The organism is bacterium, from assembly GCA_019637795.1.
Lineage (GTDB): Bacteria > Desulfobacterota > Binatia > HRBIN30 > CADEER01 > JAHBUY01.
Genome location: JAHBUY010000003.1, coordinates 822,203 through 836,044, shown reverse-complemented (window position 1 = coordinate 836,044; position 13,842 = coordinate 822,203). Strand labels below are relative to the sequence as shown.

9 protein-coding genes and 1 pseudogene are annotated in these 13,842 nt (G+C 72.3%); 5 read left to right on the top strand and 5 right to left on the bottom strand.

Annotated features, from left to right (window positions below; all coding sequences use genetic code 11):
- A pseudogene (locus tag KF840_13555) lies at nt 1-699 on the bottom strand (molybdenum cofactor biosynthesis protein MoaE).
- A gap of 12 nt (nt 700-711) precedes the next feature.
- The gene (locus KF840_13550; protein MBX3025927.1) at nt 712-1,206 is read right to left on the bottom strand and encodes a molybdenum cofactor biosynthesis protein MoaB; all 495 of its coding nucleotides are present in this window, start codon (nt 1,204-1,206) and stop codon (nt 712-714) included.
- Between KF840_13550 and KF840_13545 the strand changes: the two genes are divergently transcribed.
- The 3 genes from KF840_13545 (at nt 1,189) to KF840_13535 (ending at nt 4,871) form a co-directional block, all read left to right on the top strand.
- Nucleotides 1,189-3,615: a UvrD-helicase domain-containing protein gene (locus KF840_13545; GenBank protein MBX3025926.1), complete on the top strand. Its 2,427-nt coding sequence runs from the start codon at nt 1,189-1,191 to the stop codon at nt 3,613-3,615. The genes KF840_13550 and KF840_13545 overlap by 18 nt on opposite strands.
- Before the next feature lie 120 nt (nt 3,616-3,735).
- Nucleotides 3,736-4,278, top strand: a complete 543-nt coding sequence (locus KF840_13540) for a M15 family metallopeptidase (protein ID MBX3025925.1) — start codon at nt 3,736-3,738, stop codon at nt 4,276-4,278.
- Between the two features lie 182 nt (nt 4,279-4,460).
- The gene (locus KF840_13535; protein ID MBX3025924.1) at nt 4,461-4,871 is read left to right on the top strand and encodes a hypothetical protein; all 411 of its coding nucleotides are present in this window, start codon (nt 4,461-4,463) and stop codon (nt 4,869-4,871) included.
- A 72-nt stretch (nt 4,872-4,943) separates the two neighbouring features.
- Here KF840_13535 and KF840_13530 read toward each other — a convergent pair whose 3' ends face one another.
- Entirely contained in the window at nt 4,944-6,647 is a 1,704-nt protein-coding gene (locus KF840_13530) for an alkaline phosphatase family protein (GenBank protein MBX3025923.1), read from the bottom strand.
- Between the two features lie 520 nt (nt 6,648-7,167).
- On the opposite strand from KF840_13530, the gene KF840_13525 reads away from it, so the two are divergent.
- Together KF840_13525 and KF840_13520 are read left to right on the top strand one after the other, a co-directional pair.
- Entirely contained in the window at nt 7,168-10,209 is a 3,042-nt protein-coding gene (locus tag KF840_13525) for a VCBS repeat-containing protein (protein MBX3025922.1), read from the top strand.
- Between the two features lie 215 nt (nt 10,210-10,424).
- Nucleotides 10,425-12,668, top strand: coding sequence for a hypothetical protein (locus KF840_13520; protein ID MBX3025921.1), 2,244 nt, complete (start codon nt 10,425-10,427; stop codon nt 12,666-12,668).
- A gap of 105 nt (nt 12,669-12,773) precedes the next feature.
- Here the strand turns inward: KF840_13520 and KF840_13515 are convergent, their stop codons facing one another.
- Entirely contained in the window at nt 12,774-12,953 is a 180-nt protein-coding gene (locus KF840_13515) for a hypothetical protein (protein MBX3025920.1), read from the bottom strand.
- Between the two features lie 136 nt (nt 12,954-13,089).
- A complete protein-coding gene (gene lepB / locus KF840_13510; GenBank protein ID MBX3025919.1) occupies nt 13,090-13,728 on the bottom strand; it encodes a signal peptidase I in 639 nt (212 codons plus the stop codon).
- Nucleotides 13,729-13,842: the final 114 nt, after the last annotated feature.

Below are 13,842 nucleotides of genomic sequence, written 5' to 3'. Positions count from 1 at the left end.
CTAGGGCTCGTCGCCGGCGAAGCGGGTGCCGGTCTGCGAGCCGATCCACACCTCGCCGCCGTGGAAGCGCTCCTTCTTCCAGATCGGCACCACCTCCTTCAGGCGGTCGATGGCGAAGTGGCAGGCGGCGAAGGCGGCGACGCGGTGCGCGGACGAGACGGCGATGACGACGCTCGCCTCGCCGATCGGCACGACGCCGATGCGGTGCACGATGGCGATGCGCGCGATCGGCCAGCGCCGCCGCGCCTCGTCGCCGATCTTGCGCATCTCGGCGACGGCCATCTCCGGGTACGCCTCGTACTCCAGCTCGGTGACGGCGCGGCCATCGTTGTGGTCGCGCGTGGTGCCGAGGAAGGTGCAGGTCGCGCCGGTGGCGGGATCGGCGACGGCGGCGGTGACCGCCTCGGCGTCGATGCGGTGGGTGACGATCTCGAACATGCGCTCCTCCCCGGCTCAGCCGCCGCTCACCGGCGGGATCAACGCCAGCTCGTCGCCGTCGGCGAGGCGGTGCGCGCGGTCGACGTATTCGCGGTTGACGGCGAAGGACATCGACGCGCCCAGCGGTTCGAGCGCCGGGTGCTCGCGGCAGAGCGCCGCCCACGCCTCGCCGACGGTGCAGCCGTCGGGCAGCACGCGCTCCGCCTCGCGGGCCCGCAGGCGTTCGCGCAGCACGGCGAAGAAGCGGAGCTGGACGGTCACGCGCCGCTCCGCTCAGCGCAGCAGGCCGACGATGTGGCCGAGCTCGGGAAGGATGAGCTTGGTCATCGCCAGCTCGACGGCGCGGCTCGATCCCGGCAGCGAGAAGATGGCGCGCTGGCCGGCGATGCCGGCGGTGGCGCGGCTCAGCATCGCCGCCGAGCCCACCTGCTCCCAGCTCAACATGCGGAAGAGCTCGCCGAAGCCGGTGATCTCCTTGTCGAGCAGGCCGCGGATCGCCTCGTAGGTGGTATCGCGGCGGGCGATGCCGGTGCCGCCGTGGCAGATCATGACCTCGATCTCGGCCGGCGCGCCGGTGAGCAGGGCGACGATCTGCTCCGGCTCGTCCCTGACGATGCGGTAGAGGCCGACGCGATGGTCCTCCTTCTCGAGCAGGGCGCGGATGCGCTTGCCGCTCAGGTCGTCCGCCTCGGTGCGGGTGTCGGAGATGGTGAGGATGCCGCAGGCGATGTTCCGCACGTCGCTCTGGTGATGGTGTTCCGACGCCATGCCCATCGACTAACCGAGCCGGCGCCGCCGGGCAACGGTCGGCGCCGCCGCGCCGGGAGTCGCCGCCGCGCGGGGCGGACCGCGAGATCGACGCGGCGGCCGGCGATCACCGGCGGGGATCACCGGCGGGGTTTTCCGGATCGCCGCGGCGTGCTAGCGACGCCCGCACACCAACAACTTCACGCAAGAGGGGTGGCGGCGGTGGCGGATCTTCTCTCGGCCCTCAATCCGGCTCAGCAGCAGGCGGTGCTGCATGGCGACGGCCCGTTGCTCATCCTCGCCGGCGCCGGCTCGGGCAAGACGCGGACGCTGACCCACCGCATCGCGCACGTCATCGGCGAGCGCGGCGTCGAACCCTGGCGCATCCTCGCCGTCACCTTCACCAACAAGGCGGCCGCCGAGATGCGCGAGCGCCTGGAGCGGCTGCTCGGCGGCGAGCGCCTGCCGTGGGTGTCGACCTTCCACGCCGCCTGCGTGCGCATCCTGCGGCGCGAGATCGAGGCCCTCGGCTTCACCCGCGACTTCACCATCTACGACGACCGCGACAGCGAGCGGCTGGTGAAGGACGTGCTCGCCGGTCTCGGCGTGCCCGAATCGGTGCTGGCGCCGCGCCTGGCGCAGTCGCTGATCGACGGCGCCAAGAACAAGGGCATCAGCGCCGCCGAATACGCGCGCCGGCACGAGCGGCACGAGGCGATGGCGCCGGTGTACCGGCGCTACCAGGACGTGCTGAAGCGCGCCAACGCGGTCGACTTCGGCGACCTGCTGCTGCTCACCACCCAGCTCTTCACCGAGCATCCGGCGGTGCTCGAACGCTACCGCGCCCGCTTCCGGCACGTGCTGGTCGACGAGTACCAGGACACCAACGCGGTGCAGTACCGGCTCACCAACCTGCTCGCCGGCGAGCACCGCAACCTGTGCGTGGTCGGCGACGACGACCAGTCGATCTACCGCTGGCGCGGCGCCGAGATCGCCAACATCCTCGACTTCGAGCGCGACTACCCGGACGTGACGACCATCCGCCTGGAGCAGAACTACCGCTCGACCGGCACGATCCTCGCCGCCGCCGGCGCGGTGGTGGCCTGCAACGCGCGCCGCAAGGGCAAGACGCTGTGGACCGAGAACCCGCGCGGCGACCGGATCGCGGTCGGGCCCATGCCCGACGACCTCGAGGAGGCGCGCTTCGTGGCGCGCGAGATCGAGCGCGCCCTGCAGGGGGCCTGGGCGCGGCGCGACATCGCCATCCTCTACCGCACCAACGCCCAGTCGCGGGCGGTCGAGGAAGCGCTGGTGCGGCACCGCATCCCCTACGTGATGATCGGCGGCGTGAAGTTCTTCGCCCGCGCCGAGGTGAAGGACGTCCTCGCCTACCTGCGGGTGCTGGTGAACCCGGCCGACGCGCTGTCCACCCGGCGCATCATCAACACGCCGGCGCGCGGCATCGGACCCGGCACCGTCGAGCGCCTGGGGCAGCTCGAGGAGGAGGCCGGCGGCCTGCTCGCCGCCTGTCGGCTGGCGGTCGCGCGCGAGCTGCTCAAGCCGCACCAGGGCGAGAAGGTCCGCGCCTTCGCGGCGATGATGGACGGCTTCCGCGCCCGCCTCGCCGAGCTGCCGTATCCGCAACTGACGGCGCGGCTGATCGAGGAGAGCGGCTACGGCGCGGCGCTGCGCGAGGACGGCAGCCCCGAGGCGCGCGAGCGGCTGCAGAACCTCGACGAGCTGCTGAAGGGCATGGAGGAGTCGGCGGCGATGGGGCGCAGCCTGCAGGAGTACCTGGAGCAGGTGGCGCTGGTGAGCGACATCGACGCCTGGGACGGCGGCGCCGATCGCGTCACCCTGATGACCCTGCACTCCGCCAAGGGGCTCGAGTTCCCGATGGTCTTCATGATCGGCATGGAGGAGGGGCTCTTCCCGCACGCCCGCGTCGAGGACGCCGACATCGAGGAGGAGCGCCGCCTCTGTTACGTCGGCATGACGCGGGCGATGAAACGCCTGGTGCTGACCCACGCCCTGCGCCGCCGCGTCTACGGCGACGCGCAGATGAACGCCCGCAGCCGCTTCATCGACGAGATCCCGCCCGAGCTGGTGGAGACCGTCGGCCAGCCGGCGCGGCCGGCGGCGCCGCAGTGGCGCCTCCCCGCCCGCCAGGGGTCCTTCTTCGCCGCGCCCCGCGCCGCCAGCCGGCCGGAACGCATCGAGGTCGCGAACGGCGAGGACGGCGAGCGGGTGCGCATCGTCTACGACGAGGACGCGCTGCGGGTCGGCAGCCGCGTCCGCCACGGCACCTTCGGCCTCGGCACGGTGAAGGGCCTCGAGGGCGCCGGCGAGCAGCAGAAGGTGACGGTGGTGTTCCAGTCGGTCGGCGCCAAGAAGCTGCTGCTCAAGTTCGCCGGCCTCGAACCGGCGTGACCGGCGCGCCGCGGCCTCTACGGGTATTTCCCGACTTGCCAGCGGCACGGCGGCCGGCGACATGGTGCGGCCGGCGCGGACAGGGATCTGCAGCACACCCCGCGTCGATCAGGAGGGGACATGCCGTCGAGAAAAATCAGCGACCTGGTGACCGAGCTGCGTGCGCCGGCGACGACGTTGATCGAGCGCTGCGCCGCCAAGGGGGTCGAGCTGCGGGTCAGCGCCACGCTGCGCGATCCGTTCGAGCAGGCGCGGCTGTGGCGTCAGTCGCGCACGATCGAGGACATCAAGGCGAAGATCAAAGAGCTCAGGCTCGCCGACGCGCCGTTCCTCGCCCACTGCCTGGAGAGTGTCGGACCGCAGTCTGGCCGCGACGTCACCGGCGCGCCGCCGGGGTTCTCGTGGCACCAGTGGGGCGAGGCGATGGACGTCTTCTGGGTCGTCGATGGCAGCGCCGAGTGGTCGACGACGCGCAAGGTGAACGGCGTCAACGGCTACCAGCTCTATGCCGCCGAGGCCGTGAAGCTCGGGCTCGACGCCGGCGGGCTGTGGAAATCGCGCAAGGACTGGCCGCACGTCCAGCGACGCGATGCGAGCAGCCCGGCGAAGGTCTTCAGCGTCGCTCAGATCGACCGCGCGATGGCGAAGAGATTCGGCGGCTGAGCCACCGCTGAGGGCGACGGTCGGGGCGCGCCCGCCTCGCCGCGCGGCGATTCTCTCAGGCCCCTCTTCCCAGGAGCCCCGGGCATGGGTTCAATGGAGGGCGCGGAGCGCTGCCGACGCCGCGCGAGGAGGTTGCCTGGATGCGACGCTCTCCCAGCACGTTCACCGCCGCCTGTGCCGTCCTGATCTCCGCGGCCCTCCCGGCACGCGCCGCCGAGACCCACTGTGCGATGACCTTCGACCTCAGCGGCTGGTCGGCGTTCTACAAGACGGCCAGCGGCGCCGGCACGATCACCTGCGACAACGGCCAGACGGCGCGGGTGGCGATCGCCGCCAAAGGCGGCGGCCTGACGGTGGGCACGTCGACGATCCGCGACGGCCACGGCAGGTTCTCGCCGGTGGCCTCCATCAGCGACCTGTACGGCGACTACGGCATGGCGGAGGCGCACGCCGGCATGGGCCGGTCGTCGTCGGCGCAGGTGATGACCAGGGGGACGGTGTCGCTGGAGCTGACCGGCAAGGGGCAGGGCGTCGACGTCGGCTTCGCGTTCGGCAAATTCACCATCGCGCCACGCGGCGCCGCCGGCCGGTGACGCCGCCGCGGTCCGACGGCGTCGGCCGTGGCGCGGGACATTCCGGCAGCCCGGAACCGCAACGAGCGGACCTCACCACGGCGCCAGGGGGAGGGTGTTCTCGCTGGTCAGCGCGCCGTCGGTGTCCGACACCCAGATCGCCTGCCCGTTGCGGTCGAAATACTCGACCGTGAGCCGACTCGCCGCGCGGTCGATCTGGATGCGGCAGTAGTTGTCCTCCTGGGTGAAGGCCCAGGCGCGGTAGTGCATCTCCCCCCCGGTGAAGGGGAAGAGATCGGTCTGCCCCGGGTAGCGCGATTCGTGGACGTAGCCGTTGGGGTCGCCGTCGGCAAAGGGAAACGGCCAGTAGAACGCCGACGAGGTGATGTCGTAGGCGCGGAGCGCGGCCGGGTTGGGATCGAAATCGAGCGCGGCGATGTTCGAGCAGTGAATGTCACCGCTGAGGAACACCACGTTCTGGATGCCGTTGCCGTGGATGTGTTCGACGAGCTGCCGCTTGGTGCCCGGGTAGGCCGGCCACGAGTCGCTGTTCAGGCGCCGCTCGCGGTTGCTCTCGAACAACGTGTCCTCGATCGTATGGCCGACGCGCTCGGCGATGCGCTCGTTCATCGCGTTGGGCGCGAACACGCTGGAGGTGGCGATGAACTTCGGCACGTTGCCGCGCGTCCGCTGCTGCGCGCTGAGCCACTCGAGCAGGCACTGGAGCTGACCCCGGTGGGCGGGGTCGACCATCGGGTAGCCGAGCATGTGGTTGTCGGCCAGGCTCTCCCTGATGTCGTCCTTGAACCGCTGCGTGCGGGTGTCGAGCACGAAGAAGGGATACCCGGCGCAGTCGAAGTAGTAGTAGAGAAAGCGGCCGAACGAGCGCGGGCCGTGGCTCCACTGGTAGCTCATGTAGGCGCCGATCGCGACGTTGAAGAGGCGGTGCTTGGCTTCGTCGTGGATGCGATCCTGCGTCCAGTTGTCCTCGATCTCGTGGTCGTCGAGGATCATGTAGGTGGGCGCCGTGCGCAGCAGGCGGCGCATGTTGGGGGAGCGGTAGGCGGTGTGGTAGCGCTCCTGGAACTCCTCGTAGGTGTCGGCGCGTCCGATCGGGACGTAGCGGGTGAGCGTGTCGCCGTAAATCTGGTCGCCGACCATCAGCGTGAAGCGCGGGCCGGTCGCCCGCGCGCTCAACTGGTCGACCATCGGACCGAAGATGCGATCGGCCTCCTTCACCTTCCACAACCACCCGGGGTAGCGGCAGGAGCCCAACAGGAAGGACAGGCTGGCAGCCGGCGCGTCGTCCTCGGGAAAGGTGCGGAAGGTCGCCTCGCAGGCGTCAGCCGGCAGATCCAGCAGCAGCGGCGCGATGTTGTTGATCGGCGGCAATCGCCTCGCCAGCTCGCTGTCGCTGAGCGTCTCGGCATCCGGCGTCGGGTCGTCCAGCAGCATGGTCGCCATGCGGACCGTGTACTCCGTGTCGGGAAGGAGCGTGAACGGCTCGTCCCGCTGGCTCTCGGGAACGCCGTCGAGCGCGTGTCGGCCGAGCGCCACGTCCTTGCCGAGCATGAAGGCCCCGCTGCGATCGAACTCGCGCTGCAGGCGAAAGTAGTACGCCTTGTCGACCTTCCTGCCGCTCTTCGACAGCACGCCGATGATGCCGACGCTCCGTCCCTCGCCTCCCGGCGCGCCGGGTCCAGATTCAGGAGCGACCGATTGGATCCAGAGCCGGCAACTGCGCGGCGTGGTGTGACCGACGATCGGTCCGAGCTCGGGTGGGCGAAGGGCGGACATGCAACCTCCTTGGTCGTGTGTGCCGGTCGTGGATGGATCGCCGGGACCCGTCCGTGCGGATCGCGCTCGGTGGTCGTCAGCCGTCCGAGCGTGGCGACATGGTCGCCCCTGCTCCTGACTCTTCGACGCCGCGCGCGCTGCCGGTCTGCCCCGTCGAGAGCGCAGTAGCGTCCCGCGCCGGTGGTGAACCAGTTCGGAATTTCCCGATCAGGGATTTCCCTTACGGCGTCCACCGCCACCGGTGATGGCCCGCGGCGCTGGCAATCGCGCCAGTGTCCGGTCGCGATGCAAGGCCATGCGCGCGGCGCCGCGCGCCGCCGCGGCGATCCGGGATCGCGGCATGGGCGTTGCTTCGTGCCGCGACGGGGGTCTGGTGCGCATGGGAGGAATCGCGACGCGTGGCGCTCGCCGTTGGCGAGTCGCGCTCTGCTCCGGAGCGCTGGCGGCCGCGGTCGTCGCCGCGCGGCCGGCGGCGGCGGGGCGCAATGTGTGGACGGCGATCGGGCCGGACGGCGGTTCCGTGCGCGCGCTCGCGGTCGATCTGACCAATCCCCGCATCGCCTACGCGGCGGCGGGTCGCCTCTTCAAGACCGTCGACGGCGAGCACTGGCGGCGCCTGCCCATCGACGACTACCTCACCGCCCTGGCGGTCGATCCGCGGACGCCGTCGACGCTCTACGTCGGCAGCCAGGACGATTCGGGCGAGGGGTACATCCGCCGCAGCGACGACGGCGGCGAGACCTGGAGCGATCCGATCCCGGTGCTGAGCGATGACGTGGTCGCCATCGCCATCGATCCGCAACAACCGCGGACCCTGTACGTAACCCAGGGACTCGCCCAGATCGGCATCAGCCGCGACGGCGGCGTCACCTGGGCGGTCGCGACCGTCGCCCAGTCCCTGGCCCGGTCGCTGGCGCTCGACCCGCGGCGCTCGGGCACCGTTCACGCCGTCAGTCCGCGCGGGCTGCACACCTCGACCGACTACGGCAGCACGTGGACGCTGCGCGCGTTTCCGGAACCGCTCGACGTCAGCGCCCTCGCCATCGATCCGGTCGATTCCGACCTGCTGTACGTGGGGACCTACGACGCGGGCCTCTTCCGCAGCGACGACGGCGGAAACACCTGGACCCCCGATCCGGACCTGGCGGGGGTGAGCGTGTGGGGGTTCACCGCCGATGCCGGGACGGCCGCCGTGTTCGTCCGCACCGACCGCGGCCTCTTCCGCATTCGCGGCGGCGGCGACGGCGTCGAGCCCATGGGGCTCGATGGCGTCCAGGCGGTGGCGACGGCGGGGGCGACGCTCTACGCCGGATTCTCCAGCGCCGGCATCGCCCGCAGCGACGATGGTGGCACCACCTGGCAGCGCGCCTCGTCCGGGCTCGGCGCGGCGCCGGTGCCGATAACCGCTGGCGCCGACGGCACGCTCTACGCGCCGGCGGACGGCGTGTTCCGCAGCACCGACCACGGGCGGAGCTGGACGCTCCCGACGACCGGGCTGCGCGGCTTCGTCTTCGCGCTGGCGCCGCACCCGGTGCGCGGCGACACGCTCTACGCCGGCACCGAGCACGGCGTGTTCGTCTCGCACGATCGCGCCGCCACCTGGCAGCCCACTGGGCTGGTGTTCGACCCGCCGCCATACAACGCCAGCTTCCACGTGCGGGCGCTCGCCGTCGATCCCAGCCACCCGGCGCGGCTCTATGCCGGCACCTGGGAGGGCCTCTACGTCAGCGCCGACGGGGGCGACACCTGGCAGCGGATCGAGCAGCGGCTGCTCCGCCATGTCCAGGTGTCGCAGATCGCCGTCGCCGCCGACGGGACGGCATACGTCGCGGTGTTCGGTGCCCGCTCGCTCTTCGTCTCGACCGACGGCGGCGCCTCGTGGCGACTGCGCGATCGGCGAGGGGGCGAATTCACCGCCCTGGCGGTGGATCCGCGGCGTCCGGGGACGCTCTTCGCCGGGCGCCGCTTCTGGTACGGCTCGCGACGCGGCGGCACCGACGGGCTCTACGTCAGCCGCGACGGTGGCCGCACCTGGTCGCTGCTTCGGCTCGGCGGCTACGGCCCGGAGTGGATCGATGCCGTCGCGGTCGATTCGGCCGGGCGCGTCTTCGCCGCCGGTTGGCGGTTCGCCTACCGCTCCGACGACGGCGGCGCCTCGTGGCATGTGTTCACCGCCGGGCTGCCGGGCGATGTGAACGATTTCGCGTTCGCGCCCGATCGCCCGGACGTGGTCTACGCCGGCTCGTCCGCTGGCATCTTCGAGGTGGAGATCGTCGAGCCCTGCCGCGGCGACTGCGACGGCGACGGCCGCACCGGCGTCGACGACCTCGTCGCCGCCGTGGTGGCGGCCGGCGACGCCGATGCGGGTGCCTGCGCGGTGGCGGACCGCGACGCCAACGGCGAGATCTCGATCGCCGAGATCATCGCCGCGGTGCGCGCCGGCCAGCGGCCGTGCGCGAGCATCCGCGAGCCGGCGTATCGCGCCCCGCGGAGCCTGTGGCTTCCCGCCCTGCCGTTCGCGCTCTTCGCCGCCGACGTCGACCGCGACGGCCGGATCGACGCCGTGCTGGCCACCGAGGGCCTGGTGCTGGTGGCGCGCGGCGACGGCGCGGGCGGATTCTCGCTCGCACCCGGCGGCGGCTTCGAGCCGCGGGGGACGATCCGGGCGGCCGAGGTCCTCGACCTGAACGGGGACGGGGCGCCCGATCTGTTGCTGCAGACGGCGGCGGACGGCAGTGGCGACGACCTCGGGGTGACGGCAGCGCTGAACGACGGCCGCGGCGCCTTCACGCCGCGCGCGACCTACCGCGGGCGCGGCAGGTCGTCGTCGCCGTCGTTCGCGGCCGGCGACCTCGACGGCGACGGCGTGCCCGATCTCGTGCTCGCCGACGGGTCCGGAACGGTGATCGCGTACCGCGGCAACGGCGACGGAACCTTCGGCGCCACCAGGACCATCCGCCCGCAGACGTGCTCCGGGGAGGACCCCTACTGCTACGCCGTGCGTGCGATTGCCGACCTCAACGGCGACGGCGTGCCAGACGTCGTCTCGAGCGACGACGTGCTGCTGGGACGCGGCGACGGGACGTTCGGCGATCCGGTCGGCGGCGGCGCGGACGGTCCGCTGGTCGACCTCGACGGCGACGGCTACCTCGACACCCTCGCGTGGTCGTGGCCGTACGGCAACGTCGACGTGTCCTTCGGCGCCGGCGACGGCAGCTTCTCTCGGTTCTGGACGTTCGCCAGCGGCGGCGACTGGAACGACATCGCCGGCGGCGATCTGAACGGCGACGGGGCGCCGGACTTCGTTGTCGCCATCGGGCCGGACTGGGGCGACGGGACCGGCGACTCCGCCGATCGCCTGTCGCTGGCGCTCAACCTCGGCGACGGCGCCTTCACGATGCCGCGCTCGCTGGCGGTGGTCGGGGCGCCGGTCGTGGTCGCGACCGCGGACGTCAATGGCGACGGGCGGTTGGACCTGCTCGCCGCCGTGCAGTGCTCGCAGATCGGCCGCCCGTCGTGCGAGGGAACGGCCGCGCTCACCGTCTGGTTGGCCGCGCCCTGAGGGGCCGCGCGCTGGCGCGGCGAGGTCGCCGCGGCTGACCGGCGGCTACGCAGCCAGGGCGCCGACCCTGGCGCGGCGTCAGGCGAGGTCGCGATCGCGCGTCGGCCGGGCTGCCGGCCCGAGGTGACGGCGATGATCGCGCGCCTCCTCGCCGTTGCCTTTCCGCCGCCGCTTTGCTCTGTCCGGCCCGATTCGTTCAGCACGGAGCCGACATCGTGAGCGACCTCCGCCGCGCCGCGGCGCGCGTTTCCTGCCAGGGCCGTTCCCGGGAGCGGTGTCGCGGGCGGTTCGAGCGGGTCGTGGTCGCGGCGCTGCTCCTGTTCGCGCCCTGCGCGGCGATGGCAGTGCCGCGCGGCGTCATCCCCGGCGGCCGCGAGGGCGAGATCGCGGCGCTGGCGGCGCCGCTCACCCTCGGGGGAACGGTGGCGGACGGCTACCGGCTCGCTGGCATCCGGGTCGAAGGAGACGCGTTCGCCTTCGTCCTCGCCGCCGACGGGCAGGCCCCGGTCGAGGTCCGCTTCGCCGCCGACGGGACGGTCGAGAGCCGCCCGGCGGCCGCGGCGCTGGCGCCGGCGGCGCAGGCGGCGGTGGCGCGCCTGCGCGCGAGCGTCGAACCGCGCGTCGATGCCGCTTTCTGGCAGCGGATTCTCGTCGCGCCAGGCGCCAGCGGCCCGCGGCGGATCGAGACGCCGCATCCCCTCCTGACCTGGGCGGTCTTGGCAGCCGCCCTGCTCGCGATCGCGCTGCTCGACCGGAGGGGCGTGGCGACGCCGCCGTCCCTCCTGCTCTCCGCCGTGCTGGCGCTGGTGCCCCTGGTCGCGTGGTCCGTGCAATGGGGGGCGCCGCCGGGTGGAATCGATCCGGGGCAGCTCGAGGACTGGCTGCAACAGCGCGAGCGACATCTCGTGCAGCTCGCGCTCGCGGTCGCGCTGGTCGGGCTCCTCGCCGGCGTCGGCGTGCTCGTGCGCCGCCGCCGGCTGTCCCGCGCCGCGGCGATCGACGCCGGATCCGTGCTGCTGTGGAGCCTCGCCGTGCGCTTCCGGCTCACTGCCGCGAACGTCCTCACCGACGGCGGCTCGGGATGGAGCCGACTGCTCGAGTACCGCCGCGGCTTCAGCGGCATCGCCGTGCTCGTCGATCTCGTGCTGCCGGATCGTCCGATGTGGGAGTCGATCGCCGTGCCGCGGCTCGTCGCGGCCCTGTCGCCACCGCTCCTGGTGCTGCTGGCGCGCGCCCTCGGCGCCGACCGCGGCAGCGCCGTCTTCGCCGGGCTGGCGCTCGCGTCGTTGCCGCTGCACGCGGCGCTCTACTCGAGCGACTTCGAATCGGGCGCGGTGGTCAGCCTCGCCCTGGCCGCGTTGGCGCTGGTCGCGGCCGCGCGGGACGGCCTGGGGCTGCTGCTCGCCGCCGGCTGCGCGCTCCTCGGCTATGCGGTGTGGGGGCGCCCGGAGGCCCTCGTCATCGGGCTGCCGCTGCTCGTCGTCGCCTGGGGTGTTCTCCGCCGGTCGTGGGCGCGCTGCACGGTGGTCGCGGCGCTGGTGTGGTTGGGAGGACTGACGGTGGTCCGCCTCGCCTCGCTGCCGCAACTCGCGCACGGCACCCGCGGCGATCTCGCCGGCCCCTGGCGGGTCCTGCCGCTCGGCGAGCTGCTGACCACCAGCGCCGTGCTGCCCTGGTGGCTGTGGCTGCCGCTGCCGGTCGGGTTGGCGTGGCTGCGCGGCCGCGCCCGCGCCGCCTGCGTCGCCGGCCTGCTCGCCGGGGTGGTGCCGTTGCACGTGACCCCGACCGGCTTCGATCCGACGGAGACCTATCTCGAGCTCTTCCGCTACGGCTCGTTCGCGCTGCCGTGGATGGCGCTGCTCGCCGGCGCCGGCCTGGCGGGCGTCGCCGCGGTCCTGGCGCGCGGGCTGCGCCGTCGCGGCGCGGCGAGTGGAGCGGCGGTGGTCCTCGGGCTGCTCGTGGCGGCGACGCCGTTGCTCAACCGCGACTACCTCGCCCGCCGCTACGGCCCGGCGGTTGACGAGGAGGTGTTCCGCGAGGCCCTGACGCAGGTGCCGGGGCAGTGCGCGCTCATCGTGCCCGACGACGGCGACGCGCGCGGCGCCCTCGAGGTGATGAAGCGCTACGTCGAGATCGCGCGCACGGCGCCGCCGCCGGCGGGCGGCGCGTCACCGCGGTTGGTGGGACTGTCGGCGTTCCTGCGCGACTGGCGCGACGGCGGCGCGATGCCCGATGGCTGTTGGTTCTTCTACCGTGGCAGCTTCTGCCACGACGGCTTCGAGGGGACGCCGCCCGCCGATTGCGCGGCGCTGCTGGCGCGGGCGCCGTTCGAGCCGGTGTGGAGTCGCGCGGTGGAATACCGCAGCCACCGTCTGGTCACGCGCCCGGCCCGGGTCGCGGCGCCGTGGTACGAGCCGCGCCTGGAGCTGACGCTCTACCGCCTGCGAACGCCATCATGAGCGCTCGCGACGGGCCGCCGGCGCCGTCGCGCGGGGGGTTGCGATCGTGCGCTGCGCGTTGCTGGGACGACGCCTCGCTCCGTGGTCGCTGACGGCGGCGCTCGCTCAGTCGGCGTCCTGGGCCGACGGTTCGTCCGGTGGGTTGATCGTCTCGTCGATGTCGTCGATCGACTTCTTCTGTTCCTTGCGCGCCGCGCGCTCGCGCATCTTCTCTTCCTGCTTCAGCTTGCGCGCCATCTCCTTGCGGCGCTTCTGGTCGCGCTTGAAGGTCTTCCCACCAGCCATGGGCGGACTCCTTTCGGGTTGTTCGGAACGCGGGACCGCGACCGTACCAGAGGCCCTGGGGGGCCGCAATTCGCGCTGGTGCGTGTGCTCCGGTCGCGCAGCGGATCGCCGCGCGCCGCCAGGAATCGCCGCGGCGCTAGTCGATGAAGTGGCCGAAGCGCTCGAAGCGCGGCGCCGCCAGCCAGCCGTTCGACGTGTCGCGCGACCAGTAGATGAAGGTCGCCTTGCCCTTGATGTCCTCGATGTTGGCGAAGCCCCAGAAGCGGCTGTCGTAGCTGCGGTCGCGGTTGTCGCCCATGACGAAGAACTTGCCCTCGGGGACCTGCGTCGGTGGCATGTTGTCGCGGCCGCCGTTCGGATTGATCGTCGAGTCGACGAAGTGGGCGTGGCTGTCGGGGATCGCCTCGCCGTTGACGAACACCTTCTTGTTCCTGATCTCCACCGTGTCGCCGGGAACCGCGATGACGCGCTTGATGAGGTCGGTGGAGCGATCGACCGGCGAGACGAAGACGACGATGTCGTTGCGCTGCAGATCGCCGACCTTGAAGAGCTCGGTGCCGATCAGCGGCAGGCGCACGGCGTAGGCGAGCTTGTTGACGAAGATGTGATCGCCGATCTGGATCGTCGGCAGCATCGATCCGGAGGGAACCCAGAAGGCCTGCACGACGGAGGAGCGGACGGCGAGGGCGATGATCAGCGCCAGGCCGATCGATTCGACGTTCTGGCGCCAGCGCGATTTCTCGGGCTTCGGGGGAGCGGGGGATGCCGGTTTCATCAGCTCTGGAGTAGAGCACAGACGTGCGTCCATGGCCACGCGGCATCCGGCCAGGGCGGGCAGCGGAGCGGCCGGTCGCGCCCGGGCCATTCACCCGGCGCAGCGCGCCGGAAC